Origin of the sequence: Candidatus Pseudoscillospira sp. SGI.172 (assembly GCF_050313575.1) — a bacterium.
In the GTDB taxonomy this organism is placed as follows: Bacteria; Bacillota; Clostridia; order Oscillospirales; family Oscillospiraceae; genus Vermiculatibacterium.
This window is the reverse complement of the sequence record NZ_JBNPLQ010000008.1, coordinates 1-24,559: the sequence shown is the minus strand read 5'-3', so window position 1 is coordinate 24,559 and position 24,559 is coordinate 1. Positions and strand designations below refer to the sequence as shown.

The 24,559-nt window shown below is 59.8% G+C and carries 24 protein-coding genes and 1 pseudogene; 19 read left to right on the top strand and 6 right to left on the bottom strand.

The window, feature by feature from the left end:
• Nucleotides 1-58: 58 nt before the first annotated feature.
• The 5 genes and pseudogenes from ACQRD3_RS04845 to ACQRD3_RS04825 all read left to right on the top strand — a co-directional run bounded on the left by ACQRD3_RS04845 (nt 59) and on the right by ACQRD3_RS04825 (nt 4,363).
• The gene (locus ACQRD3_RS04845) at nt 59-2,395 is read left to right on the top strand and encodes a SpoIIE family protein phosphatase (RefSeq protein ID WP_427780165.1); all 2,337 of its coding nucleotides are present in this window, start codon (nt 59-61) and stop codon (nt 2,393-2,395) included.
• A 219-nt stretch (nt 2,396-2,614) separates the two neighbouring features.
• On the top strand, nt 2,615-3,301 hold the full coding sequence (locus ACQRD3_RS04840; protein ID WP_427780163.1) for a hypothetical protein: 687 nt from the start codon (nt 2,615-2,617) through the stop codon (nt 3,299-3,301).
• Nucleotides 3,283-3,432: a DUF4491 family protein gene (locus ACQRD3_RS04835; RefSeq protein WP_198933259.1), complete on the top strand. Its 150-nt coding sequence runs from the start codon at nt 3,283-3,285 to the stop codon at nt 3,430-3,432. Before ACQRD3_RS04840 ends, ACQRD3_RS04835 begins: the two co-directional genes overlap by 19 nt.
• A 90-nt stretch (nt 3,433-3,522) precedes the next feature.
• Nucleotides 3,523-3,755: pseudogene (locus ACQRD3_RS04830) on the top strand (catalase); the annotation flags it as partial.
• Nucleotides 3,756-3,976: 221 nt separating this feature from the next.
• A complete protein-coding gene (locus ACQRD3_RS04825; RefSeq protein WP_427780161.1) occupies nt 3,977-4,363 on the top strand; it encodes a Fur family transcriptional regulator in 387 nt (128 codons plus the stop codon).
• Nucleotides 4,364-4,512: 149 nt separating this feature from the next.
• Here the strand turns inward: ACQRD3_RS04825 and ACQRD3_RS04820 are convergent, their stop codons facing one another.
• The 6 genes from ACQRD3_RS04820 to ACQRD3_RS04795 form a co-directional block, all read right to left on the bottom strand.
• Nucleotides 4,513-5,817, bottom strand: coding sequence for an acetyl-CoA hydrolase/transferase family protein (locus ACQRD3_RS04820; protein ID WP_427780159.1), 1,305 nt, complete (start codon nt 5,815-5,817; stop codon nt 4,513-4,515).
• A gap of 70 nt (nt 5,818-5,887) precedes the next feature.
• On the bottom strand, nt 5,888-6,175 hold the full coding sequence (locus tag ACQRD3_RS04815; RefSeq protein ID WP_080907421.1) for a NifU family protein: 288 nt from the start codon (nt 6,173-6,175) through the stop codon (nt 5,888-5,890).
• Nucleotides 6,176-6,363: 188 nt separating this feature from the next.
• Entirely contained in the window at nt 6,364-7,815 is a 1,452-nt protein-coding gene (locus tag ACQRD3_RS04810; protein WP_080907422.1) for a 4-hydroxyphenylacetate 3-hydroxylase family protein, read from the bottom strand.
• 140 nt (nt 7,816-7,955) lie between these two features.
• The gene (locus tag ACQRD3_RS04805) at nt 7,956-9,350 is read right to left on the bottom strand and encodes a hypothetical protein (RefSeq protein WP_080907423.1); all 1,395 of its coding nucleotides are present in this window, start codon (nt 9,348-9,350) and stop codon (nt 7,956-7,958) included.
• 347 nt (nt 9,351-9,697) lie between these two features.
• A complete protein-coding gene (locus tag ACQRD3_RS04800; protein ID WP_080907424.1) occupies nt 9,698-11,158 on the bottom strand; it encodes a sigma 54-interacting transcriptional regulator in 1,461 nt (486 codons plus the stop codon).
• A gap of 51 nt (nt 11,159-11,209) precedes the next feature.
• The gene (locus ACQRD3_RS04795) at nt 11,210-12,406 is read right to left on the bottom strand and encodes an ATP-binding protein (protein WP_427780156.1); all 1,197 of its coding nucleotides are present in this window, start codon (nt 12,404-12,406) and stop codon (nt 11,210-11,212) included.
• Nucleotides 12,407-12,597: 191 nt separating this feature from the next.
• On the opposite strand from ACQRD3_RS04795, the gene ACQRD3_RS04790 reads away from it, so the two are divergent.
• The 14 genes from ACQRD3_RS04790 to ACQRD3_RS04725 form a co-directional block, all read left to right on the top strand.
• Nucleotides 12,598-13,281, top strand: a complete 684-nt coding sequence (locus ACQRD3_RS04790; RefSeq protein WP_080907426.1) for a FadR/GntR family transcriptional regulator — start codon at nt 12,598-12,600, stop codon at nt 13,279-13,281.
• Between the two features lie 218 nt (nt 13,282-13,499).
• Nucleotides 13,500-14,543 carry a LacI family DNA-binding transcriptional regulator gene (locus ACQRD3_RS04785; protein ID WP_158082937.1) on the top strand — a complete coding sequence of 348 codons (1,044 nt, stop codon included), beginning with the start codon at nt 13,500-13,502 and terminating at the stop codon, nt 14,541-14,543.
• A 129-nt stretch (nt 14,544-14,672) separates the two neighbouring features.
• Nucleotides 14,673-15,743, top strand: a complete 1,071-nt coding sequence (locus tag ACQRD3_RS04780) for a TRAP transporter substrate-binding protein (RefSeq protein WP_427780154.1) — start codon at nt 14,673-14,675, stop codon at nt 15,741-15,743.
• A 133-nt stretch (nt 15,744-15,876) separates the two neighbouring features.
• Nucleotides 15,877-16,398, top strand: coding sequence for a TRAP transporter small permease (locus tag ACQRD3_RS04775; protein ID WP_080907429.1), 522 nt, complete (start codon nt 15,877-15,879; stop codon nt 16,396-16,398).
• 16 nt (nt 16,399-16,414) lie between these two features.
• Nucleotides 16,415-17,758 (top strand): TRAP transporter large permease, encoded by a 1,344-nt coding sequence (locus tag ACQRD3_RS04770; protein WP_080907430.1) that lies wholly within the window; start codon nt 16,415-16,417, stop codon nt 17,756-17,758.
• A 59-nt stretch (nt 17,759-17,817) separates the two neighbouring features.
• Nucleotides 17,818-18,795: a C-terminal binding protein gene (locus tag ACQRD3_RS04765; RefSeq protein ID WP_080907431.1), complete on the top strand. Its 978-nt coding sequence runs from the start codon at nt 17,818-17,820 to the stop codon at nt 18,793-18,795.
• Nucleotides 18,796-18,869: 74 nt separating this feature from the next.
• Nucleotides 18,870-19,883 (top strand): zinc-dependent alcohol dehydrogenase, encoded by a 1,014-nt coding sequence (locus ACQRD3_RS04760; RefSeq protein ID WP_427780152.1) that lies wholly within the window; start codon nt 18,870-18,872, stop codon nt 19,881-19,883.
• Nucleotides 19,884-19,896: 13 nt separating this feature from the next.
• Nucleotides 19,897-20,658, top strand: coding sequence for an SDR family oxidoreductase (locus tag ACQRD3_RS04755; protein WP_080907433.1), 762 nt, complete (start codon nt 19,897-19,899; stop codon nt 20,656-20,658).
• A gap of 11 nt (nt 20,659-20,669) precedes the next feature.
• A complete protein-coding gene (locus ACQRD3_RS04750) occupies nt 20,670-20,891 on the top strand; it encodes a hypothetical protein (protein ID WP_427780150.1) in 222 nt (73 codons plus the stop codon).
• Nucleotides 20,866-21,225, top strand: a complete 360-nt coding sequence (locus ACQRD3_RS04745; RefSeq protein ID WP_080907434.1) for a hypothetical protein — start codon at nt 20,866-20,868, stop codon at nt 21,223-21,225. Before ACQRD3_RS04750 ends, ACQRD3_RS04745 begins: the two co-directional genes overlap by 26 nt.
• Before the next feature lie 15 nt (nt 21,226-21,240).
• Nucleotides 21,241-22,083 (top strand): 5-dehydro-4-deoxy-D-glucuronate isomerase, encoded by an 843-nt coding sequence (kduI, locus tag ACQRD3_RS04740; RefSeq protein WP_080907435.1) that lies wholly within the window; start codon nt 21,241-21,243, stop codon nt 22,081-22,083.
• 78 nt (nt 22,084-22,161) lie between these two features.
• Nucleotides 22,162-22,962, top strand: a complete 801-nt coding sequence (locus tag ACQRD3_RS04735) for a gluconate 5-dehydrogenase (RefSeq protein WP_080907436.1) — start codon at nt 22,162-22,164, stop codon at nt 22,960-22,962.
• Between the two features lie 13 nt (nt 22,963-22,975).
• The gene (locus tag ACQRD3_RS04730; RefSeq protein WP_427780147.1) at nt 22,976-23,935 is read left to right on the top strand and encodes a sugar kinase; all 960 of its coding nucleotides are present in this window, start codon (nt 22,976-22,978) and stop codon (nt 23,933-23,935) included.
• Nucleotides 23,936-23,949: 14 nt separating this feature from the next.
• A partial coding sequence (locus tag ACQRD3_RS04725) for a bifunctional 4-hydroxy-2-oxoglutarate aldolase/2-dehydro-3-deoxy-phosphogluconate aldolase (protein WP_427780145.1) occupies nt 23,950-24,559 on the top strand: 610 nt, incomplete at its 3' end.

The following is a 24,559-nucleotide window of genomic DNA, read 5'->3' as shown; positions in this document are numbered from 1 at the left end:
GTATTATACTGCCACTGGATGGATAAAATTGGAAATTTCTACATAGGAGGAGACAGCAATGGCGGCAAAGTGGAAGACCAGGGCGGCCCGAATGGGGGAGGAACTGGGGCAGACGGGCAGGGTGGTGCTCCGGGCACCCGCGCTGGCCCGTGGAGCGGAATGTGCCATTCGCTTTCTGCTGGGCGCGGTGCTGGCCGGGGGAGAGATCTTCGGCGGCTATGCGCCGTTCGGCATTGGACTGACCGCCTGCTCCGGCTCCGGCCTGGAGGGGCTATGCGCTCTGCTGGGGGCCTGCTTCGGCTACTTGACCTTCCGGGGGTTTGTGGAAGGACTGCGCTACGCCGCTGCCTGCATGCTGGCATTTTCAGTGTCCTTTGCATTCTGCGATGTCAGGTTCTGCCAAAAGAGCTGGTTTATGCCCGCCATTGCTGCCGCCATGGATGCGATCACCGGTTTTGTCTATCTCAGCGATGTGGCCTGGAGGCCGGCTCAGGTGGTGTTTTTCGGGACCGAGGTCCTGCTGGCGGGGGCGTCCGCCTATTTTTACCGTCTGGCCTTCTCCCCCTGGAAGCAAAAACGGGAGGATGCCGCTCTCTCCACCCGGCAGACAGTGAGCCTCTTTTTTCTCCTGGGCACCCTGCTGGTATCCATGGCGGGCGTGACGTTTTTAGAGGACCTGTCCCTGGGACGGCTGGCGGCGGCTCTGCTGGTGATGGCGGTGGCCCATGAGGGCGGGCTGGGCATGGGGGCGGCCACGGGGGTGGCCGCCGGGCTGGGCATGGATCTGGCCGCAGGCGGGAGCCCTTTCTATGCCATGGCCTATGGATTCTCCGGTCTGCTCACCGGGGCCGGATGGAGACAGGGCCGTCTGTTCGGCGCGCTGACCTATGTGATCTCCAACGCCGTGGCGGTGCTGTGGAGCTGGGACGGCGTGCCCAGAGTCTCCAGCCTCTATGAGGTATTTATCGCGTCTGTTCTCTTCCTCCTGCTGCCGGACAAGCTGCTCCGGCAGCTGTCTGCGCTCCTGTCCCGGGAGGCGGGGCGGGAGACGGCCCGCCGGGCGGCCGACTATGTACGGGAGCGGCTGTCCGCCACTGCCGGGGCGTTTCGCCAGGTCTACGACAGCCTTCGGGCCTCCTTTCCGCCCCGGCAGCCCAACGACGAGGATGTTTCCACGGTGTTTGACCGGACAGCGGAGCGGGTGTGCCGCAAGTGCGCCCTGCGGAACACCTGCTGGGAACACGACTATGTCAGCACCTACCACACTCTGAACGACGCCCTCCCTGCCCTTTTGGAGCGGGGAAAAGGGGAGAGCGGCGACTTTGCCCCCTGGTTTGCCAGCCGCTGCCTTCATTTTCAGGAATTTTTGCGCACGGCCAACGAAGAGGTCTCCGCGCTGCTCTACCGCCGGCAGTTTCGCAGCCGGCTGAAGGAGAGCCGCGGCGCGGTGTGCCGGCAGTACGAGGCGCTGGCCGACGTGCTTTCCAACGCTGCCGCCGAGCTCTCCGCCGATCTGACGCCAGATCCGCTGCGGGAGAAGAAGCTCCGCCAGCACCTCACTGCCCTGGGACTGGAGGGGGAGGTGGCCGCCTATTATGACGAGGCGGGCCACCTCCGGGCGGAGATCCGGGGGGATGGCCTGGAGAAGCTCCGCAGTCCGGAGGAGCAGAAAAAAATCTCTGATCTGCTGGGCCTTCCTCTCCGGCTGGACGAAGAGGAGCGGGGGCAGGTCCTTTATCTCCAGGCCGAGCCGCTGATGGCGGTGGCGGGCCTGGCGGCCCGGCGCAAGGAGGGGCAGCGGGAGAGCGGAGATACCGGGACATGGTTCAAACGAGCCGACGGCAGCCTTTTCGTCTTGCTCTGCGACGGGATGGGGAGCGGCGCCCCCGCACAGCGGGAGAGCGCTCTGGCCGTGCGGCTGCTGGAGGAGTTCCTCCGCGCCGGGCTGGAGTCCTCCGCGGCATTGCGCACGGTGAACTCCGCTCTGGCGCTGAAAAACGAGGAATCGGGCGCCTTTACCACTGTGGACCTGCTGCGGCTGGATCTGTTCACCGGCGAGGGAGAGGTCTGCAAATACGGAGCTGCGCCCACCTATGTGCGAAAGGGCGGCGCCGTCAGCCGGCTCACCGGTTCTGCTCTTCCCGCAGGGTTGGCGGACGGAGATGGTGTGGGCCCGGATGTCACCGGGATCTCCCTGGGGCCGGGGGACTGTGTGGTGCTCCTCAGCGACGGTGTGGCGGGCAGTGAGGAGGATCAGTGGATCCGGGACATGCTGATCACCTTTGACGGGGCCAGTCCGAAAGACCTGGCCCGGGACATCATGGCGGAGAGTGAGAAGCGCGTAGGTGCGGCAGACGACCGGACGGCGGTGGTCATCCGGCTGGGAAAGCGGTGATCTGCCCACCGCAGATCAGAGAAAAAGTGCCCTCCGGTGCGGGATGATCCGGGCCGGAGGCCTTTTTGTGCAGGTGCTGCAAAAAAGTGAGCGATTTTGCAGCGAGAATAAAAATTTCCAAATTTTTAAAAAGGGGTTGACGATCCCTGGGAAAGACAGTAGTATATCAATACTAAGTCCTGATAATAGATATCAAAGAAATGAGAGGCTGGGGGACGCATGAAGCGGGTATTTGGCAAGGTTGAGGCGGTCTTTGACCTTTTTTATCTGGCCGCCGGACTGGCGATCGGCCTTTGGCTGTTGAGGAGCGCGGGGGAGAGCATGGCGCGGCTGTTGGCCGGGATCATGGCGCTGGTGCTGGCCGGAGGGGATGCCTTTCACCTGATCCCGCGGGTGCGGGTGATCCTCTCGGGCCGAGAAGAGGCGCTGCGCGGGGCACTGGGCCGGGGCAAGCAGATCACCTCCATCACTATGACGGTGTTTTACCTGCTCCTGTGGCAGATCGGGCTGCTGCTCTTTGCCCAAAAACCGGCCCCTGTCTGGACGGGGCTGACGTTTCTTCTGGCGGCGGTGCGGATTTTTCTTTGCCTGATGCCGCAGAATCGCTGGCAGGATCGATACCCGCCCATTTCCTGGGGAATTTGGCGCAATATCCCCTTTTTTCTGCTGGGGGCGGAGACGGCGGCTGCCTTCTTCCTGGCCCGGGCTGGGCGGAATGAGTTCCGTGTGGCTGGCCATTGTACTGAGCTTTGGCTGCTATCTCCCAGTGGTGCTCTGGTCGAACCGAAGCCCCGGGGTGGGGATGCTGATGCTGCCCAAGACCTGCGCCTATCTCTGGATACTGGTCATGTGTCTCTCGATCCCGCAATAGACAGCGTACATGCAGGATGTTTTGCCCCAGACTGATCATTGGGGGGAGCTCGTTTCTGATCGTTGGGATTTTTCATCCCATTGAGATCCAGTGCGAGTATCATTTTACCGATCGGGTTTGGCCCGTGTTTCTGGCGGGCGGCCTTCTTTTTGTGTCCCGTTCCTGATCGTATCAACGGCGCTGGCGGTCGCGCCTTTACCATGCTGTGTAGCATCGGAGAACCGAAGGATCAGACCGAACGGGTGCGGAAGGGCTTGTTTCTGCCGATCCCAGGCGGGGGCTTGAACGCCGGTCACAGGAGGAAGGAAACTTCCCCTCCACCCAGAACGGCCGGGATTTTTGGACCCCGCTGCCCGAGACGTTCCACCAGACCACCGTGGTCATGTCCGACCGGGGGGCCCGGCCTCCTTCCGCAACATGTATTTCTTTGGGGAGCACATGTTCTCCTTTTATAACGCCAAAAACGAGCGCGTCTGGTGCAAGTTCCACCACCCCCGCCCATGTGGCGCCGGTTACCGTCAACATCAAGTACCGCCACGCGGTCCACTGCTGCCCGGCCGATCCTGGCTGGGTACGGCCGCCGCATGACTGAGGTCCTGGGGCTTGATCTGAAAAAGGTAAGGGGACTGGCCGAATTGGACCATAGGGCTTGATTCAGACCGCGCTTCCCACTACAATGTAAGCAGTTTTTACACACGGGAGTGTCTGAGATGAAACAGCTTCGCAATACGAGACAGCGGCAGTTGGTTTTGGATGCGGTGCGGGCACGGCGCGACCACCCCAGCGCGGACCAGATCTATCTTGACGTTCGGGCCGTGGACGGGCGGATCAGCCGGGGGACGGTGTACCGGAATCTCAGTATTCTTGAGGAAAGCGGGGAGATCCTCCATGTCAAGGTCCCCACTGCCGACCGCTACGACAATCGTCTGGACCTGCATTATCACCTGCTTTGCATGGGATGCGGCGCAGTGAAAGATGTAGAGCTTCCCTATCACCAGGAGCTGGACCGTGAGCTGGCCGAAAAGACAGGCTATTTCATCGCGCGTCACCGTACGGTCTTTGAAGGTTTCTGCCCAGAGTGCAGGCGAAGAAAATAAAACTTTGACCGTCATACCGCATATCAAAAGGAGATCCCCGGGAATAAAACGGGGACCTCCTTTTTTATCGCGCAAGTTGGAAAAAGGGCAAAAAGGACACCGCCCGACATTCTTTCAAATGTTGGGCGGTGTCCTTAAGGAGAAAACGGTCAGGCTTCGTATTTACAGTGAAACCGCTTCTCAAACTCCTCAATGAGGGGAGCCCGGAAGTCGGGGTGGGTGATGCCAATGAGGTTCTTGGCGCGGGTGCGGAGAGTCTCGCCCTTCAGATGGGCGATGCCGTACTCGGTGATGACATAATCCACATCGTTCCGGCAGGTGGTGACGGCAGCGCCGTGATCCAGGAAGGGAACGATCTTGGAGACGGTGCCGTGCGCGGCAGTAGAGGGGCAGGCCATGATGGACACGCCGCCCTTGGAGGCGGAAGCGCCGCGGACGAAATCAACCTGACCGCCGGTGCCGGAGATCTGCTTCAGGCCGACGGCCTCGGAGCACACCTGGCCCATCAGATCCACCTGTACGCAGGAGTTGATGGAAATCAGATTCTCGTTCTGGGCAATGACGTAGGGGTTGTTGACGTAATCAACAGGCTCCATGTCCACGTCGGGGTTGTTGTTAACGAAGTCATACAGCCGCTTGGTGCCCATCAGGAAGGTGACGACAAACTTGCCGGGCTTCAGAGTCTTCTTGGCGTTGGTGATGACGCCGGCCTCGACCAGCTCCACCACGCCGTCGGAGAACATCTCGGAGTGGATGCCCAGATCCTTCTTGTCCTTCAGGAACAGCAGGACGGCGTCGGGGATGGCTCCGATGCCCAGCTGCAGAGTGGCTCCGTCGGGAATCAGAGAAGCGCAGTGCTCCCCGATAGACTTCTCAACGTCGCCGATCTTGGGCTTGCCCAGCTCGATCAGGGGCTCGTCATGCTCGACAAAGGCATCGATCTCAGAGACGGGGATGACGGTGGCGCCATAAGTGTAGGGCATGCAGGCGTTGACCTGGGCGATGACGGTCTTGGCGGTTTTGACGGCCTCCACCGTGTAGTCGCAGGACACGCCCAGAGAGACGTTGCCGTTCTCATCGGGAGGAGTCACGTTGATGAGCGCCACGTCCACAGGCAGGGTGGTGTGGAACAGGCGAGGGATCTCAAAGAAGAAGCAGGGCGTGAAATCGCCCTGGCCGCTCTCCACGGCCTTCCGGGTGGAAGCGCCGACGAAGAGGGAGTTGTGACGGAAATGCTCACCCATATCGGGGGCGCAGTAGCCGCCCTTGCCCATGGCCACCATGTGGACGATCTCCACGTCCTTGTAGGCCGCGGCGTTCTCCACCATCTTGTCCACCAGGTAAATGGGTTCGCCGCAGGCGTGGTCGATGACGACGCGGTTGCCGGACTTGATCAGGTTGACGGCTTCCTCGGCAGGCATGGTATGCTCTTTGTAATAAGTTTTCCAATCCATAGTATTGGGGCCCCTTTCCGATTGTTTTACGTTTGCTGTCGCAACGGATCTGTAAGGATCACAGGCATGGTCAGGAATGATTGCGGCCCATCAGAGCCCGGGCTTCTGCCAGCAGATCCTCGCTCACCTGCTGAACCAGAATGACGTCCTTGATCTCGGGGATGGCTCTTTTCAATTCCTCTGCTACGACCTCTTCCGTGGTGAGGTAGGCGGAGGGGCAGCCGGAGCAATGCCCCAGGAATTGAAAACGATAGGTGCCTGCTTCGAAACTCAGAGACTTCAATTCACCTCCGTGCTCTCGCAGATGGGGGCGCACCTTTTCGTCCAATACCTTTTCGATCTCTTCCAATGTAGCCATGTTTGGATCCTCCGTTTCGTTCGTCGATGGGGTTGTGACAGCATCCGGGCCGCCCTCCGCAAATGTATTTTATTTGCAGAAGGCGGCCCGACGCTGGATCTAATTCAGTTCGACCCGCTCACGCGGGATACGTCCCAGCTGCGGAGGAATTCTCCGGCCGCTTTGCTGCTACGAGCAAGCAGGAAAGATTACTCCTTGATGTGGGCGATGGCCTTGGCCAGCTCCTTCTTGTGAGCCAGGTTGCCCTGACGGGCGATCATGATGCGCTGAGCCTGGGGAGAGCCGGCGCCGTGCATGGACTCGGTCCGGTAGCCGACGGCGGCGGTGCCGAGGGACAGGTTCTCGATCAGGCGCAGGATGCGCAGACGGTTTTCGGTGGAGACGCTGGCGACACCGCGGAGATACTTGTCGATGACGGGGCCCAGCTTGGGATCGCGGAAGTCAGCCTCGGAGGGAGCGGTGACCATCAGGCCGCCAGCAATGTCTTCGGCCAGACGGACGATCTCGTAGGGGAAGCGGGTGACGTTCTGCTTGCAGACGTTGGCCAGCAGCAGATCGATGATGTAGTTGCCGGACTCGGTGGGAGTGCCCATGGCGGAGCAGGCGATGCCGCAGCAGAACAGGGTCTCGTTGAGGTGAGTCATCTCAATGAGCTTATCCTTCACGTGGCTGGCCTTGGCGGCGCCGTTGTAATCGGCGGCGACGGCGGCAGCGCCGATGAGGACGTCGCCCACGCCGACCTTGCAGCCGCCGTAGCTCTGGCGGTGATAGCCGGCGAAACGCTCGACCAGCATGCCGGCGAACTCGGTCTCGCCGTTGAGGAAGATCCGGTCATTGGGAACGAACACGTTGTCGAACACGGTCAGGGCCTCAACACCGCCGAAGGTGGAGTTGCCCACGTCCATCTCGCTGCCCTCGCGCTTGCGGGTGTCGCAGGACTGACGGCCGACAATCATGAACAGACCCTTGGTGTCGAGAGGAACAGCAAAGGAGATAGCGTAATCCTTGTCGTCGGGGCCCATGGAGATGGTGGGCATGACGATGACTTCGTGGCTGTTCAGGATGCCGGTCTGATGGGCCTTGGCACCGCGGACGACCACGCCGTCGGGACGGCGCTCAACAACATGCAGGAACAGATCGGGATCCGCCTGAGCGTGAGGAGCCAGAGAACGGTCGCCCTTGGTATCGGTCATGGCGCCGTCGACGGTCAGGTCATTCTCCTGGCAGTAGGTCATGAAGTTCTTGAAGTTCTCATGATACTTGGTGCCGTACTTCTTGTCGATCTCATAGGTGGTGGAGAACTCGGCGTTGAAGGCGTCCATGCCCACGCAGCGCTGGAAGCAGGCGGCAGTCTTCTGGCCGCACAGACGCTGCATCTTGACCTTGTTCATCAGATCCTCAGTGGACTGATGGATGTGGGTGAAACGGTTGACCCGCTTGCCGGTGTAAGGGGAGACGGCAGTCATCAGATCCTGATACTCGGGCATCTGGGCCAGATCGTAGGTCATCTTCACGGAGTTCAGAGAGGGGCGGAGGATCGGATCGTCGACGGGGTTCTCCACCTTCTTACCAAACATATAGACTTCCATTTTGATCTTGCGGATGCTTTCGACGTACTGCTCACCAGTCATCAGTGCCATGATTCATTCATCCTTTCTTTCATCACGTTTTGCGGATACGTTTCGTGTTTTTGCTCTTAAGAAATAAACGGACTATGGATTCCGGCAGAGCCGGGATTCAACCTTGGGAGAAAAGTTGAACGCAGAGAGGGGAGGGAAAATTACTCCTTGATCCCAGCGGAAGCAGCCTTGGCAGCCGCCTTGTTCTTGCTGTAGAAGTGCAGCAGGAAGTGGAGCAGAAGGCCGACGGCCAGACCCCAGGCAGCGCCCTTGATAGCGAGAACAGAACCCATAACGCCGCAGATGCCGCGCTCGTTCTCGTCTTCGCACATCTCCATGCCCAGGCGGGTGCAGATAAAGCCCTGGACCATCAGAGTCATGGACAGAGCGATGGGGAGCACCGGCTGCAGCAGGGAGGAGATGGGCATCAGGGATACGGCCACGAAGGTGGACCAACGGAAGGAGCCGGCGCCGGAATAGAAGGACTCCATCGCCTCGGGACCCTCCTCATACCGCTGAGAAACTGCAGCGGTAACGGCGGCCCACAGAGGACCACACATCTGAGTGTAGGGGCAGGTGAGGGACATGACCACGTTACGGATGCCGCTGATCAGGTTGGAACGGTTGGCATCGAATTCCAGAACCTCGTCGGGACGGGCCACGTCGGCGTGGTGCAGCAGGGCCTCGGAAGTGACGAAGTCACCGAAAGCGATGATGTAGACCACCACGGCGGTGGGGATAGCGGCAATAAAGGTGGCGGCAGTGGGGAAGCCAATGCCGAAGGGAGTCAGCTGGCTGATGATGTTGCCGAACTCAGGAACCTTGAACAGAGGCCACCAGGTGATGTCGGGGATGGCGATCTCGCCCACCAGAGGGCCGACAATAACGGCGATGATGATGGCGGGAAGCATACCAAACTTGCCGATGGCGTTGATAAATTTATTGTTCTTGCGGATGTAGGCGAACTGGGGGCTGAACAGGCAGAAATAAGCAACCAGCAGGCCGACAGTAATACCGATGGGATAGATGCCGAAACGACCGCCGGACTTAAACTCGCCGATGACGGAAGCAATACCGCCGCCCATCAGAACACCGGCCTTCACGGAGTTAGGAACGATATCGATGACCTTGGCCCCCAGGCCGGTGATGCCGAACACCAGGAAGATGATACCGACTTCCATCTGCAGGGCGATCAGGGCGTGGGTGCGGTCAGGGCCGATGGCGTAGCCGTTGGTCAGGAACGCGGTGATGATGGGGATGGCGGGGGTGATCCAGCCGGGGACCACGGGGTCGCCCAGAAGGACGTGGAGGTTATACAGGAAACCGTTGATGATGACCATGGACAGGGCCACGCCGTACTCTACGCCGAGCACCTCGGTGAGGACGGGGATGGCACCCAAGCAGGTTGCGCACATCAGCAGGCCCTGGAGCATCTCAGGGACAGACCATGCATAGTGAACGAAGGGAAGACGGATCTTGAAGATACCCACCTTCCAGCACGGCTGGACCTCGCCCCACTTACGGTAGCGGCTGTAGCATACTTTTTCATTTGCCATTTGGATGTAAACCACCTTTCTCCTTATGTTCTGGAATTTCTTGAACTCCCTCCGCGGCGCCTGACTATCGAGCTGACGTCTCCCACCGTCCCGCGGACTTAACACACCCATTTATAATGCAAGGGGCGTGCCAAGTTGCACCGCAAATTTTTGGGCGAGGCCGAAAGCCATTGCACCACAATGGATTGATGGGAAAATAAAAATCAAAGTTTTCAAAAAATTTAAAAAGGACGAATTCCTATTGTTGCGGAAGCGCAACAATAGGAATTCGTTTAAACCCAACTGGGCCACTATTTTCTTATTTGACGTGCGTTGCAGAAATGACACGTGTTGCAAAAATGAAACAATCACATTTCAGGTATTTCTTCGGGGAAAAGTTCGGCGGAGTATTTTTTCCGCTTTCGGACAAAAGTGGAGGCGTCCATCATCAGACTGGCTGCGGCCTGGCGGACGTTTCCGTACTTTGCATAGGCACGGTTGATGGCTTGGAATTCAAGGGTTTCCACCGCTTTTTTCAGATCCATGGGGCCGTCGCCCTCCGAGTCCAGCAGGACGCCCGGAGTCCAGCTTCCGCGGAAGGGGAGGTCGGCGGTGCGGATGAGGTCGTTGGGACTCATAATGACCATCCGCTCCACCAGGTTGCGCAGTTCCCGGACATTACCCGGCCAGTCATAGTCCAACAGGGCCTGGAGAGCGGGGGGCGTAAACTGTTTGTGAAGGCCGTATTTCTTGTTCAGCTCGGCCAAAAAGGCCTTGGTGAAGGGGAGAATATCGTCCCGACGCTCCCGAAGAGGCGGGATGGTGATGGGAACCACGTTGAGGCGGTAATAGAGATCTTCCCGAAAGGTCTTTTTGCGGACCATATCCGCCAGATCGCGGTTGGTGGCGGCCAGAATGCGCACATTGATGGGGATGGGGTCTGTGCCGCCTACCCGGACGACCTGCTGCTCCTGAAGAACCCGCAGGAGTTTGACCTGCATGTCCAGAGGGAGTTCGCCGATCTCGTCGAGAAAGACCGTGCCCTTGTCGGCCATCTCAAAAAGGCCCAGTTTGCCCTCCCGGTTGGCCCCGGTAAAGGCGCCTTTCTCATAGCCGAAGAGTTCCGACTCGATGAGGTTGGGAGGGATGGCCCCGCAGTTGATGGTAAGGAATCGCTCTCCCTTTCGGGGGCTGCTCTTATAAATGTACTTGGCGATCTTCTCCTTGCCGACGCCGGTTTCACCCAGCAGCAGTACGGTGGCGTCCATAGCGGCCACCCGGTCGACCATGGACAGCACTTCCAGCATCCTGGGGTCGGAGGCGATGAGGTCGGCTGAATCCAGCACCTGGCGCCGGGCAAACTGGATCTCGGAATAATATTTTTGAGTCAGAGCTTCGGTGGCCTTGAATTTTTCCTGCAGTTCATAGAAATCAGTCATATCCCGCACATTGGTCACCACCATGACGATGCGGTCGCCCTCTCCGAATACGGGCGTGCTGGTGATGAGTGCCTTGCGGCCTGAGCGGAAGGTCTGCTCCAGAGAGGCCGGCTTCCGGGTGGACAGGGCGATGATGGTCCCGGAGCGGTCGATGACACCGGCCTTCTGGATGTCCCACATGTTTTTGCCGATGACCTCTTCCTCCCGCAGGCCGGTGATGTCCAGATAGGCCCGGTTGACGCGAATGGTGACGGCGTTGCCATCGGTGATGTAGATCCCGTCATAGGAGCTTTCAATAATCGCGTCCAGACGGTCATAGGCCTCTTGAAGGTTGTCGAACATCCCGGTGCCGTCATTGCGGCGGTAATAGCTGGGTTGACGGGTTGCCATAAGGAACACCTCCTGGGCGTAAAATAAAAGAAGAGCATGTAAAAATGCGCGTCAGGCCAGACTGGCGATGAACTGTTGTGCCGTGCGGGGGGAACGGCCGGGGTGACGGGCATCCCATCGGACGGCCCGGGCGAAAAGCTCCTCCTGAGGCATCTGTATATCCGCCTGGGCAGCCAGACGCTCCACCAGAGAGAGATACTCCGCCTTGGCCAGTCCCAGGTAAGGGATGCGCAGACCGAACCGGTCGGCCAGGGCGGTCTTTTCCTGAATGGTCTCGCCCCGATCCACCTCGTCTCCCTCCCGGTCCGAGAAGGTCTGCCGAACCAGGTTCCGGCGGTTGGAGGTGGCGTAGATGGCAACATTGGCGGGGCGGGGCTCCAGGCCGCCCTCCAGGATGGTCTTGAGGACGCCGTAGGTACGGTCGTCCTGGTCGAAGGCCAGGTCGTCGATAAACAGGATGAATTTCTGCCGCCGGCCACCCAGGGAACGGATCAGCTGAGGCATCTGTGCCACGCTGTTCTTTTCGATCTCGATCAGACGGAGATCCCCACTGTCCGGCAGAGAGAGGAGCGATTTGACCGTGGCGGATTTTCCGGTGCCGCTGTCGCCGAAGAGCAGGACATTGTTGACCAGCCGCCCCGCCAGCAGAGCCCGCGTGTTGGCCTCCACCTGGGCGCGCTGGAGCCGGTAACCCATCAGCGTCTCGCTCCCGGGAGCGTCAGGCCGTGGTACAGGCAGAAGTTGGCCGTCCTCCCATAAAAAAGCCCGGTAGCGGGCGAAGGGCCCGGTGCCATGTGACCGGTACCAGTTTGACAGGGTATCAAAGTCAAAGGCGGGCCCGGAAGTCCAAAGGGGCAGCTCTTCCGCGGCGGCACGGCCCTCCGGGGGGAGAAGGGCGGCCAGGGTTTGGCGCAGGGACGCACTGTCCAGAGCCGACAGCGCGGAGAAAGTCTCCAGATCCCGTCGGGCCGACAGCTCTCCCCCGGGCAAAGAACAGCCGGACTCCACAGCCCGGGGCCACGGGGCGTCGCAGTAACGAAGCTGCTCCAGCAGCCAGGAACCCGGCCCCTCGGCGCCTGCCTTTTCCAGTTGAAAACAAAATTCTGCCCAGGCATCCAAAGCCGGCTCTCCCGCTCCGCCGCTCAGGTGATCCAGAAGGGAGATGGCCGAGCGGAGGACCGGCTGCTCCAAAAGGGGCCGATAGGCGGTCAAACTGCGAAGCCTGTAATATAAGGAAGTCAATTCCATTTTGATGCCCTCCGATCTCTTATCCTTTATCATAAAAGGTTCCAGGGCCACTGTCAACGAAAACCGACTCTTGCGTCTCGAAGAAAAACAGGGTAGAATAAATAAAAGTTGCGCGTTTTGTCAGGAGACCGGTCTTTGGAGGCTGCCTCCCGACTGACGCATCGGCGCAGGGACAAAGAGAGGGAAGACCCATGACAAACGAGACCAAGCCGCTTTCCGTCGCTGTGGAAGAACAGATCATCCGGATCATCAAAGAGAATGAGCTTCGGCCGGGGGACCGCCTGGACACCGAGATGGAGCTCTCCCGCCGCCTGGGCGTGGGGCGGGGCACAGTACGGGAGGCCATTAAGGGACTGGTGTCCCGGAACATCCTCGTGGTGCGGCAGGGGTCGGGGACCTTTATCTCCCCGCGGCCCGGTGTGTCGGACGATCCGCTGGGGCTTACCTTTGCCAAACAAGATCGACAGCTCGCACTGGATCTGCTGGATGTGCGGCTGATGCTGGAGCCGGAGATGGCCGCCATGGCCGCTGACCGCGCCACGGACTACGAGCTGAAGCGCCTGGAAGCCCAGTGCGCCAAGGTGGAACGTTTTATAAGGGGAGAGCGGGTCTATCAGCAGGAGGATGTGGAGCTCCACCGCTGCATTGCGCTGGCCAGCCACAATCAGGTGGTGGGCACTCTCGTGCCGGTGATTCACTCCTCGGCCAGCCTGAACATCGATCTGACCCGCAACGAGCTCAAGGAGAACACCATTCGCTCACATCGGGAACTGGTGAACGCCATTCGCGGTCGAGATCCTCAGCGGGCTCGATATGCCATGATCCTGCATCTGGCGGAAAACCGCCGCTATCTCCAGGGAACACAGCAGGAATAAAAGACAAAAAAGGGCTTTTTTACCGCAATTCATCCGATGACTTTGTTAATAAATTATCAACTAAAAATTGAGACATGTCAAAACGCACAAAATATATTCTCAAAAAACAGCACTTATTCACAAAGTGAGATTTTGTTATGAAAAATTCGTTGACAAACCGGTTTCATGGAGGTAGGATGAATACGCAATCGAGAATGTCCGAGAGGGGGAAGCCGGATATGCCGAGCCTGGGCGGGCGAAAAAAGTCAGTCACCATCGATCAGGTAGCGGCACAGGCCGGGGTCTCCAAGACAACGGTCTCGCGGTTCCTCAACGGGCGGTATGATGCGCTCTCCAATGAGACACGGGAGCGGGTGGAGGAAGTCATCGAACAACTTCACTACCGCCCGAACCGGATGGCCCAGAGCCTGAAGGCCCGGAACAGCCGGCTGATCGGATGCCTGGTGAGTGATATCTCCAGTCCCTTCTCCGCTTTGATTGTCAAAGGGATCAACAGCGTATGTCTGACTGCTGGATATCAGCTTTTGCTGGTGGACAGCGGTGACGACCCTGAGCGGGAGCGCATGGGGATCCGGGATCTGCTGGAAAATCAGGTGGATGGGCTGATCGTCAACACCACCGGACAGAACGACGAATACCTCATTTCTCTGCACGAGCGGGGAGTCCCCCTGGTCCTGGCGGACCGGTGCCTGTCGGCACCCGGGCTGCTGGATACGGTGGCCACAGAGAGCTATCACATTACTTATCAGTGTGTCACTTACTTAAAAAGCCTGGGATATGACCAGGTGGCCTTTTTTACCCAGGGAAACGGACATGTGGCGCCCCGTCTGCTCCGCTATCAGGGCTATTACGATGCGCTGCGCGATCACTTCGGGCACGACGGCGGAGAGCGGCTCTACCAGTTCCGACTGGAGGACAAGAACGACTGCGTCCGTTGTCTGGACACCTTTCGCAGCAAATATTCCGGGCAGCGTCTGGCGGCCTTTGCCGTCAACGGCGTGACCATGCTCAACCTGCTTCAGGGAATTCAGGCCGCAGGGATCCAGATCGGCGCGGCCTTTGGCGTGTGTGGCTTCGATGATTGGGGCTGGGCGGATCTGATCCCGCCCGGGATCACGACCATTACCCAGGACTCCTGGATGGTGGGACGGCGTTCCGCAGAGCTCCTTCTGGAGCGGATTGCCGGAAAGGGACCGGAGTATCAAGTCTATGAAGAATTGCCCAACCGTTTGGAAATTCGCGGTTCGACCGTAAAAGGGTGAGGAAGCTCTCCCTTTTTTCGGCAGACTTTGCAAACCGGTTTCAAAGGACGGCACAGGCCCCTGTTTTCAAGGTTGCTCCCCGGCGAAGATGCCGGTTGCAATAAAGATTTTTCGAGGAGGAAAAAGAACATGACCAGTAAGAAATCTGCCCTTGCACTGCTCCTGGCCGGTACCCTCATGATGGGCGCCGCTGCCTGCGGCGGCAATAAGCCCGCCGAGTCTGCAGCCCCTGCCGAGTCCGCCGCCGCCGAGAGCCAGGCGCCCGCTGACAACGGCGGCGCGAAGGTCGGCCAGACCGTCCTGAAGTGCTCCTTCAACCAGACCATGGAGAACCCTGAGGCCAAGACTGTGGTGGAGCTGAGCGACAAGCTTTACGACGCCACCGAGGGCCGTTATTCCATCGAAGTCTATCCCAGCGAGCAGCTCGGCTCTCAGCAGGAGTCCCTGGAGCTGGTGCAGTCCGGCGCCATCGAGATGGCGATCGTGGCCAACTCCATCATCGAGGGCGTGAACCCCGACTTTGCCATCATCGGCACTCCCTACATCTATGACAGTATCGACCACCAGAAGAAGCTGTTCCAGTCCGGCGCGCTTGACGAGCTGTTCTCCACCACCGAAGCCAACGGCTTCAACGTGCTGGCCGCTTACAGCCTTGGCCCCCGCTGCCTGTACACCAAGGAACTTATCACCACTCCCGAGCAGCTGGCCGGCAAGAAGATCCGCGTCATGCAGTCTGACACCATGATCCAGATGATGAACCTCATGGGCGGCGTGGGCACCGCCATGGCACAGGGCGATGTATACTCTGCCATCCAGGCCGGCACTCTCGACGGCGCTGAGAACAACATCATCACCTACACCGACCTGCTCCAGTACGAGGTCGCTCCTTACTACACCCTGACCAACCACCTGATGATCCCCGATGAGCTGATCATCAATGCTGACGTGCTCAAGGGCATGTCTGAAGAGGATCAGGCCTCTCTGAAGAAGCTCGCCACCGAGTCTGTGGACACCATGTTCTCTCTGGCCGAGACTCTGCGTGAGGAGTACTTCACCAAGTGCAAGGATGAATTCGGCGTCACCATCACCGAGATCGACATTGCTCCCTTCCAGGAGAAGGTCTCTCCCCTCATCAAGGAGATCGCTGCCCGCAGCGAGATGACCCAGAAGGTCTACGACGAGATCCAGGCGCTGCGGTAATTACCGCCCAATTTTAGTGCCACAGTATAGCCACAATACTCTTACGTAACAGCAAGAGGCCCGCAGGCTCCTGCGGGCCTCTTCTGATAAAACTGCGGAAAAACCGGCAAGTAAGAGAAAAGGAGGACCCTGTATGCAAGCGTTAACCGCCGTCAAACGGGTGGTGGATAAGGTCATGGAGTGGATGTGCATCATCATCCTGGCCGTGATGACCGTCCTGGTGACCTACCAGGTGGTCACCCGCTACTTCTTCAACAAGCCCAGCGCCATTTCCGAGGCTCTGGCCCAGTACCTCTTTGTCTGGATGATCATGTATGGCTCTGCCTACGTGTTTGGCCTCAGAGAGCATCTGGACATCACCGTCCTGAAGGATAAACTTCATGGCGTGCCCCTGTTGCTGGTGGAGCTGCTCACCAACGTTGTACTCATTCTGTTTTCCCTGGTGGTTTTGATGTATGGGGGAAAGATGGTCACAGCCCAGCAGATGGGCACCGTGGACGCCGCCCTTCAGATCCCCATGGGCGTCATCTACTCTGCCATTCCCATTTCCGGCGTGTTCATTCTGTTCTACGCTATCTACAACATTTTTCTGGCCTTTGACAACTACAAAAAGGGCCAGTCCGGTATCAGCAAGGATGCCGGAAGCACCATGTAAGAGGAGGTAAGAAATTATGGAACAAGCAGCACTCGCCGCCCTCGTCATGGTTGTGAGTATCGTCATCATGCTGGCCCTGGGCTTTCCCATCGGCCTGTCCATCGGCGCCGGCGCCGCCGCCGCCGTCATGGTGGTACTGCCCTTTGAGCAGGCCATGATGACTGCCGCCAAACGCACCTTTACCGGTGCCAACTCGTTCTCCCTGCTGGCCATCCCCTTCTTCGTGCTGGCGGGCAACATCATGAACAACGGCGGTATCGCCAAACGATTGATCGGCTGTGCCAAAATACTGGCGCATAAGCTTCCCGGCGCCTTGGCCCAGACCAATATCGTGGCCAACATGCTTTTCGGCGCCATCTCCGGCTCCGGCGTGGCCGCAGCTTCCGCCATGGGCGGCATCCTGGGTCCCATGGAGGAGGAGGAGGGCTACGCCCGTGAATTCTCCGCCGCTGTCAATATCGCCTCCGGCCCGACCGGCATGATGATCCCCCCCAGCAACATTATGATCGTCTACTCCACCGTGGCCGGTTCTGTCTCCATCGCTGCCCTCTTTATGGCCGGCTACATCCCCGGCATCCTCTGGGGCATCGGCTGTATGATCCTCACCGGTTTTATGGCCAAGAAGCGCGGCTATGTCTCCACCGAAAAGTTCCCCCTCAAGCTGGCGCTTAAGACTCTGTGGGAGGGCATTCCCAGCCTGCTGCTCATTGTCATCGTCATCGGCGGCATTCTGGGCGGCGTCTTTACCGCCACGGAGGGCTCCGCCATCGCTGTGGTCTATTCGCTGCTGCTGAGCGTTATTTACCGCAGCATCAAGATGAAGGACCTGCCCAAGATCCTGCTGGCCAGCGTTAAGACTACCGCTGTGGTGGAATTCCTGGTGTGTGTGTCCTCCATCATGAGCTGGGTCATGTCCTTTGCCAAGATCCCCCAGATGATCTCCAACGCCATGCTGGGGATCAGCAACAATCCCATCGTGATCCTGATCATCATGAATATTATCCTGCTGCTGGTGGGCACCTTCATGGATCCCACTCCGGCGGTCCTGATCTTCACCCCCATCTTCCTGCCCATTGTGCAGTCCTTCGGGATGAACGCCGTCCACTTCGGACTGATGATGGTCATGAACCTCTGCGTGGGCACGCTGACCCCGCCGGTGGGCGCCATCCTCTTCGCGGGCTGCAAGATCGCCAATGTGAAGATCGAGCAGGTCATCAAAACGCTGCTGCCATTCTTTGGCGTGGTGCTGGTCGCGCTGCTGCTCATCACCTATATCCCGTTCTTCTCTCTCCTCATCCCCAAGGCGCTGGGCCTGATCAGCCTGCCCGCCGGGTTCAACATGTTCTTTGTGGGCGGCTGAGTCCGTCCCTTCCCTCCTCTTTTTTAGACCCATCTGCCTGACGAAAGGAATTCGCTGCTATGGAACTCAATCCCAAAATCATGATCTGTGACTGTGACCACAAGGATGTGGACACAGAAAAGGCCATTTTTGACGCTGCAGGCCTCGACTTCAAGTGGCTCCACTGCCAGACGCAGGATGAGGTCATCGAGCAGTGCCAGGGAGCGGTGTGCTTCCTCAACCAGTACGCCAGGATGGACAAGAAGATCTTTGAGGCCATTCCCACGCTCAAGCTTGTGGTGCGTTACGGTGTGGGCGTGGACAATGTGAATCTGGACGACGCTACCGAGTACGGCGTGCAGATCTGCAATGTGCCCGACTATGGCACCAACGAGGTCGCCGATCAGGCGCTGGCCCTGATGCTCTCCCTCACCCGCAAGACCCACATGATCGGCAACATGACCCGCGCCGGGGTTTGGAACTATATTGAGGCCGTTCCCGTCCATCGCCTGTCCACCCGCACGGTGGGCATCCTTGGCGCCGGGCGCATCGGAACCGCCTTCGCCCAGCGGGTGAAGGCTCTGGGCTGCAAGATCATCGCCTATGATGCTGCCTACGGTAAACCCGGCTTCCACGCGCCCGACTTTATCGAGTTCAAGGCCACCGAGGACGAGGTCCTCGCCGAGGCCGACATTCTCTCTCTCCACTGCGGCCTGAACCCCGAGACCAAGGGGATGATGGACGCCGCGGCCTTCTCCAAGATGAAGGACGGAGCCTATTTCATCAACGTGGCCCGGGGCGGACTGGTGGATGAGGATGCCTTGGAGGCGGCCCTCTCCTCCGGAAAGCTGGCCGGGGCAGGAATCGACGTGGTGTGCGCCGAGCCGCTCTCCAAGGACAGCCCGCTCTTCCGGCATGAGAACGTGGTGGTGACCCCCCACATGGGCTGGTATTCTGAGGAGTCCGCTGTGGAGCTCAACCGCAAGTGTGCCGAGGAGACCGTCCGCTTTCTGAAGGGAGAGCCGGTCCGCTACCCGGTCAACACACCCAAAAAATAAGCCGGGAAAGCACCGCACGACGGGGAGCCGGCGTGCGGTGTTTTTCCAAAACCCACCTTTGGAGGCGAAACGATATGCAGGCAATCATTTATGAAGGTGCCAACCAGCTGGCGGTCAAGGACATCCCCGTGCCCCAGGTCAAGGAGGGCTACGCCCTGGTGAAGGTGTCCCACGCGGGCATCTGCGGCACCGATCTTCACATTTACGCGGGACTCCATCCCCGGGCCAAGGCCCCTCTGGTCATGGGTCATGAGTTTTCCGGTACCCTGGAATCCGACGACGTCCCCGGCATTGCCAAAGGCACCCGGGTCACCGTCTATCCTTTGCTTTCCTGCGGCCACTGCACCCCCTGCCGGGAGGGGAACAGCCATGTGTGCAACACTCTGGGCCTGCTGGGCATCGACTGCGACGGCGGATTTGCCCAATACGTCCAGGTGCCCAAGGAGAGCATCATTCCTCTGGCCGACAATGCCTCCAACAAGCTGGGGGCCTTTGTGGAGCCCGCCGCCGTGGCGGTCCACGCCCTGCGGGAGCGGGGGTATACCCCCGGCGACAACGCCGTGGTCTTTGGCTGCGGCACGATCGGGATGGTCGTTGCCCTCACCCTGCGGGTGTTTGGCTGCCAGGACCTGGTGATGATGGAGACCGATCCCGCCCGCGCCGCGCTGGCCCGGGAGATGGGCTTCGAGGTCCAGGACCCCACCAAGCTGGGGGATATGGGCGACTACTGCAAGAGCCGTACCGGCGGCGACGGCTACGACTGGGTCTTTGACTGCGCCGGGGTGCAGCCTGTGGCTGATGTGCTGCTGGACGCTGTGAAGGTCAAGGGCCACATCCTGGTGGTGGCCTCCTACTCCAAACCTGTGGCGATGCCCTACTTCAAGGGAATGGCCAAGGAGACCGATATCCAGTTCACCCGGGTCTACCGGCTGAAGGACTTCGCCCTGGCCGCCCAGATCGTGGGCGCCGATCCCAACTATGAGAAGATCATCACGCACGTCCTCCCCGCCGCCGAGGCCCAGAAGGGCTTCGATCTCCTGACCACCAAGGGGACCGGCGCGGTGAAGGTCATGTTCACCTTTGACTGAGGAGGAGACGGCAATGACGAATTTATTTGATCTGACAGGCAAGCGGGCGCTGGTCACCGGCGGCGGCCGGGGCCTGGGTCTGGGCATGGCCGAGGGCCTGGCGGAGGCTGGGGCCAAGGTGGTCATCCTGGGATCCAGCGACGCCGTTTTGAAGGCGGCCGAGGCCCTGCGGGCCAAGGGCCTGGACGTTACCGGGCTGCGGGGAGACCTCTCCGACCGGGCCGGAATTCCCGCTGTATTTGACGCGGCGGTAGAGCTGCTGGGCGGCGGCATCGACATTCTTCTCAACAACGCCGGGGTGCAGCGCCGGAACCACTGTGAGGACTTCACGCTGGAGGACTGGGACACGGTTTTGAACGTCAATCTGACCGCCGTGTTTGTACTCTGCCAGCTGGCCGGGCGAAAGATGATCGCCCAGGGCGGCGGCAAGATCATCAATCTGGCCTCCATGCTCTCCTTCTTCGGGGGCTTTACAGTCCCGGCCTACGCCGCCAGCAAGGGCGGCGTGGCGCAGCTCACCAAGGCCCTCTCCAACGAGTGGGCGGGCAGGAACATCCAGGTCAACGCCATTGCCCCCGGCTACATGGCAACTGAGATGAACACTGCCCTCATTGCGGACGAGGGGCGCAACAAGGAGATCCTGGGCCGCATCCCTGCCGGACGATGGGGCACGCCTGAAGATATGAAGGGCCTGGCCATTTTCCTGGCAAGCTCTGCCTCCAACTACCTCAACGGCGCCGTTATCCCCGTGGACGGCGGCTACCTCTCCAGATAACCTACTTTCTTTTGAAAAAGAAAGTAGGCAAAGAAAACCTAATAGTCTTTGTCTCGCTGCTGAAAGAGAGCGCAAGCGAAAAAACTTTGATTGTTATTGCCCCTCTTCTGAAGGGGAGTGCAGGCAAAGAAACCTTTAAAATTTTTTGCGGCTCCGTATTTCCCGGGCGGCCTGCTCCAGGGATGGGGTGCAAAAGGAGTATGATTTATGGACGTAAAAGAGCTGGGCTTTGAACTGGCCCACATCGGCGTCAATCAGTCCGACGCGGCCGAGGCCAAACAGACTGTGGAGACCCTGTGCACGCTTTTCGGCTTTGACAGCCGGGAGACCGACGGCAGCTTCTTTGTCAACGATCAGTTTGAGATCATGAAGATGCCCTTCCTGGGGCGTCTGGGCCATGTGGCCATCCGCACCAACGACACCGAGAAGGCTATGGAATACCTCAAGGGCAAGGGAATTGCTTTTGACGATTCCACTGCGGGCCGCGGCCCGGACGGCAAGGTCCGGGTCATCTACTTTGCCGAGGATATCGCTGGTTTCCGGTTCCATCTGGCACAGAAGGCTTAAAGGAGGATCACATCCATGGATATTCGTTATTCCACCGGTCCCGAGGACATGAAGCACTATACCACCGAGGAGCTGCGGAAGGAATTCCTCATTGAGGATCTCTATCAGCCCGACCAGGTCACCGCCACCTACTCCCATGTGGACCGTATGGTGGTGCTGGGGATCATGCCCGTGAGCAAGACCGTGTCCATTGACCAGGGCATCGACATCTGGCACAATTTCGGAACCCGCTACTTCCTGGAGCGCCGGGAGGCCGGTGTGTTCAATCTGGGAGGCCCGGGCGTCATCGTGGCCGACGGGGTGCAGTACGACCTGGACTTCGAGGACTGCCTGTATATCACCAAAGAGACCAAGGAAGTCACCTTCCGGAGCAAGGACGGGGCCAATCCCGCCCGGTTCTATCTGGTCTCCGCCCCCGCCCACAAGGTCTGCAAGACTACCTTTATCTCCATGAAGGACGCCAACAAGCGCCCCTGCGGCGCGGAGGAAACCTGCAACAAGCGGGTCATCAACCAGTTTATCCACCCCGACGTGCTGGAGACCTGCCAGCTCTCCATGGGCCTGACCCAGCTGGCCCCCGGCAGTGTGTGGAACTCCATGCCCTGCCACACCCATGAGCGCCGGATGGAGATCTATACCTACTTCAACATCCCCGAGGACAACGCCGTGTTCCACATCATGGGCCAGCCTCAGCAGACCCGGCATCTGGTGATGCGCAATTTCGACGCGGTGATCTCGCCCTCCTGGTCCATCCACTGCGGCTGCGGCACCAGCAACTACACCTTTATCTGGGCCATGGGCGGCGAGAATCAGGCATTTGACGACATGGACAATATCGCCGTGCCCGACCTGCGGTGATAGGGTCTTTTTTCAGCGTCAGAATGTCTGTGTTCTCCGGCGGTTTTCCGGGGAACGATTTTGGAAAGGAATGATACCATGATTACCGACAAAAGCTTCCGTCTGGACGGCAAGGTGGCCCTCATCACCGGCGCCTCCTACGGCATCGGCTTTGCCATCGCTTCGGCCTACGCCTCCATGGGCGCGACCATCGTATTCAACGACATCAACGAAGAACTGATGAACAAGGGCCTGGCCGCTTACAAAGAGGCGGGGATCACCGCCCACGGCTATGTCTGCGACGTCACCGACGAAGCGGCTGTGGCTGCGTTCATTGCCAAGGTGGAGCAGGAGGTCGGCACCGTCGACATCCTGGTCAACAACGCCGGCATCATCAAGCGCATCCCCATGCTGGACATGTCCGCCGACGAATTCCGCAAGGTCATCGACGTGGATCTGAACGCCCCCTTCATCGTCTCCAAGGCGGTGATCCCCGGGATGCTCAAAAAGGGCCACGGCAAGATCATCAACATCTGCTCCATGATGAGCGAGCTGGGCCGGGAGACCGTTTCCGCCTACGCCGCCGCCAAGGGCGGCCTGAAGATGCTGACCCGGAACATCTGCTCCGAGTACGGCGAGGCCAACATCCAGTGCAACGGCATCGGCCCCGGTTACATTGCCACTCCCCAGACCGCTCCCCTTCGGGAGCGTCAGCCGGACGGCAGCCGCCACCCCTTTGACCAGTTCATCATTGCCAAGACCCCGGCCGCCCGCTGGGGCACCACCGACGACCTGATGGGCCCGGCCGTGTTCCTGGCCTCTGAGGCGTCCGACTTTGTCAACGGCCACATCCTCTATGTGGACGGCGGCATTCTGGCTTATATCGGCAAACAGCCCTAAGGGGGTCATACCAATGGAAGCAAAGCGTATTCTCACCGCCGGAGAGCCCATGGGACTCTTCATCGCGCAGGAGGAGGCCAAACTGGAGAAGGTCAAGCACTTCTCCACCTCTGTGGCGGGGGCGGAATTCAACGTGGCCGTGGGCCTGACCCGGCTGGGACACACTGCCGGGTACCTTACCAAGGTGGGAGATGATCCCTTCGGCCGTCAGATCATCAACTGCATGAACGAAAACGGCATCGACACCTCTCTGACCCAGATCGACCCGGACCACCGCACCGGTTTCATGCTCAAGAGCAAGACCAGCCAGGGAGATCCGGACATCTACTACTACCGGAAGGGCTCCGCCTCCTCCACGATTTCCCCGGAGGATGTGAGGGATGTGGACCTCACCCAGTGGGACGCCATCCATCTCTCCGGCATTCTGCCCGCCACTTCGGAAACTGCGCTGGCCACGACCTATCACCTGATGGCTGCGGCCAAAAAAGCGGGAATTCCCATCTTCTTTGATCCCAACCTGCGGCCCCAGCTCTGGCCCAGCAAGGAGAAGATGGTGGAGGAGATCAACAAGATGGCGGCCCAGGCCGACTACGTCCTCCCGGGGGAAAACGAAGGCCTGACGCTCTGCGGCAGAAAGGATCCGCTGGGCATCGGGAGCTTCTACCTGGGGCTGGGAGCCAAGACGGTCATTGTCAAGACCGGCGCCGACGGGGCGGAGACCTTTACCAAAGACGGCTCCTTCCACACCCCCGCTTATCCGCCCAAGGAGATCGTGGACACCGTGGGCGCGGGCGACGGCTTTGCCGCCGGGGTCATCAGCGCGGTACTGGAGGGCCTGCCTCTGGAGGAGGCCGTCCGCCGGGGCAGCGCCATCGGCACCATTCAGATCATGCATGTCAGTGACAACGAGGGCCTCCCCACTCGGGAGCAGCTTGCGAAGTTTATGGCGGAAAACAAGCAGAAGAACTGCTGAGAGGAGTGATTCCCATGGAGATGGAACAGGTTCTTTATCAGGTGGGCATCGTGCCTGTCATTAAAATGGACTGCGTGGAGCACGCTGTCCCGCTGGCCAGAGCGCTGGCCAACGGCGGCCTGCCCGCGGCGGAGATCACCTTCCGGTCTGCCGCCGCCGCTGGGTCTATCCGGGCCATCGCCGACGCGGTGCCCGAGCTGTTTATCTGCGCCGGGACGGTGCTGACCCCCGAGACCGCCCAGGAGGCGGTGGCGGCCGGGTCCAAGGCGATCATCAGCCCGGGACTCAATCTCGAGACGGTGCGCTGGTGTGTGCAGCAAGACGTGTCCGTCATTCCCGGTACCGCCACTCCCTCCGAGGTGGAGGCTTGTATGCGGGAAGGCCTGAAGCTGGTGAAGCTCTTCCCCGCCGAGGTGGTGGGTGGCGTGGGGATGCTCAAAGCCCTGTCCGGCCCCTACGCCGGGATGAAGTTTATGCCGACCGGCGGCGTCAAGCCGGGCAACGCCAAGGACTACCTGACACAAAAGAACGTGGTGGCCTGCGGCGGCACCTGGATCGTTCCCACCGACCTTCTGGAGGCCGGGAGGTTCGATGAGATCGAGAAGCTGGCCCGGGAAGCGGCCC

What these genes read in the sequence shown, in the direction of transcription:
- ACQRD3_RS04845 (WP_427780165.1), top strand. Translation starts at nt 59, where the DNA reads ATGGCGGCAAAGTGGAAGACCAGGGCGGCCCGAATGGGGGAGGAACTG.
- ACQRD3_RS04840 (WP_427780163.1), top strand. Translation starts at nt 2,615, where the DNA reads ATGAAGCGGGTATTTGGCAAGGTTGAGGCGGTCTTTGACCTTTTTTAT.
- ACQRD3_RS04835 (WP_198933259.1), top strand. Translation starts at nt 3,283, where the DNA reads ATGTTTTGCCCCAGACTGATCATTGGGGGGAGCTCGTTTCTGATCGTT.
- ACQRD3_RS04825 (WP_427780161.1), top strand. Translation starts at nt 3,977, where the DNA reads ATGAAACAGCTTCGCAATACGAGACAGCGGCAGTTGGTTTTGGATGCG.
- ACQRD3_RS04820 (WP_427780159.1), bottom strand. Translation starts at nt 5,817, where the DNA reads ATGGATTGGAAAACTTATTACAAAGAGCATACCATGCCTGCCGAGGAA.
- ACQRD3_RS04815 (WP_080907421.1), bottom strand. Translation starts at nt 6,175, where the DNA reads ATGGCTACATTGGAAGAGATCGAAAAGGTATTGGACGAAAAGGTGCGC.
- ACQRD3_RS04810 (WP_080907422.1), bottom strand. Translation starts at nt 7,815, where the DNA reads ATGGCACTGATGACTGGTGAGCAGTACGTCGAAAGCATCCGCAAGATC.
- ACQRD3_RS04805 (WP_080907423.1), bottom strand. Translation starts at nt 9,350, where the DNA reads ATGGCAAATGAAAAAGTATGCTACAGCCGCTACCGTAAGTGGGGCGAG.
- ACQRD3_RS04800 (WP_080907424.1), bottom strand. Translation starts at nt 11,158, where the DNA reads ATGGCAACCCGTCAACCCAGCTATTACCGCCGCAATGACGGCACCGGG.
- ACQRD3_RS04795 (WP_427780156.1), bottom strand. Translation starts at nt 12,406, where the DNA reads ATGGAATTGACTTCCTTATATTACAGGCTTCGCAGTTTGACCGCCTAT.
- ACQRD3_RS04790 (WP_080907426.1), top strand. Translation starts at nt 12,598, where the DNA reads ATGACAAACGAGACCAAGCCGCTTTCCGTCGCTGTGGAAGAACAGATC.
- ACQRD3_RS04785 (WP_158082937.1), top strand. Translation starts at nt 13,500, where the DNA reads ATGCCGAGCCTGGGCGGGCGAAAAAAGTCAGTCACCATCGATCAGGTA.
- ACQRD3_RS04780 (WP_427780154.1), top strand. Translation starts at nt 14,673, where the DNA reads ATGACCAGTAAGAAATCTGCCCTTGCACTGCTCCTGGCCGGTACCCTC.
- ACQRD3_RS04775 (WP_080907429.1), top strand. Translation starts at nt 15,877, where the DNA reads ATGCAAGCGTTAACCGCCGTCAAACGGGTGGTGGATAAGGTCATGGAG.
- ACQRD3_RS04770 (WP_080907430.1), top strand. Translation starts at nt 16,415, where the DNA reads ATGGAACAAGCAGCACTCGCCGCCCTCGTCATGGTTGTGAGTATCGTC.
- ACQRD3_RS04765 (WP_080907431.1), top strand. Translation starts at nt 17,818, where the DNA reads ATGGAACTCAATCCCAAAATCATGATCTGTGACTGTGACCACAAGGAT.
- ACQRD3_RS04760 (WP_427780152.1), top strand. Translation starts at nt 18,870, where the DNA reads ATGCAGGCAATCATTTATGAAGGTGCCAACCAGCTGGCGGTCAAGGAC.
- ACQRD3_RS04755 (WP_080907433.1), top strand. Translation starts at nt 19,897, where the DNA reads ATGACGAATTTATTTGATCTGACAGGCAAGCGGGCGCTGGTCACCGGC.
- ACQRD3_RS04745 (WP_080907434.1), top strand. Translation starts at nt 20,866, where the DNA reads ATGGACGTAAAAGAGCTGGGCTTTGAACTGGCCCACATCGGCGTCAAT.
- kduI (WP_080907435.1), top strand. Translation starts at nt 21,241, where the DNA reads ATGGATATTCGTTATTCCACCGGTCCCGAGGACATGAAGCACTATACC.
- ACQRD3_RS04735 (WP_080907436.1), top strand. Translation starts at nt 22,162, where the DNA reads ATGATTACCGACAAAAGCTTCCGTCTGGACGGCAAGGTGGCCCTCATC.
- ACQRD3_RS04730 (WP_427780147.1), top strand. Translation starts at nt 22,976, where the DNA reads ATGGAAGCAAAGCGTATTCTCACCGCCGGAGAGCCCATGGGACTCTTC.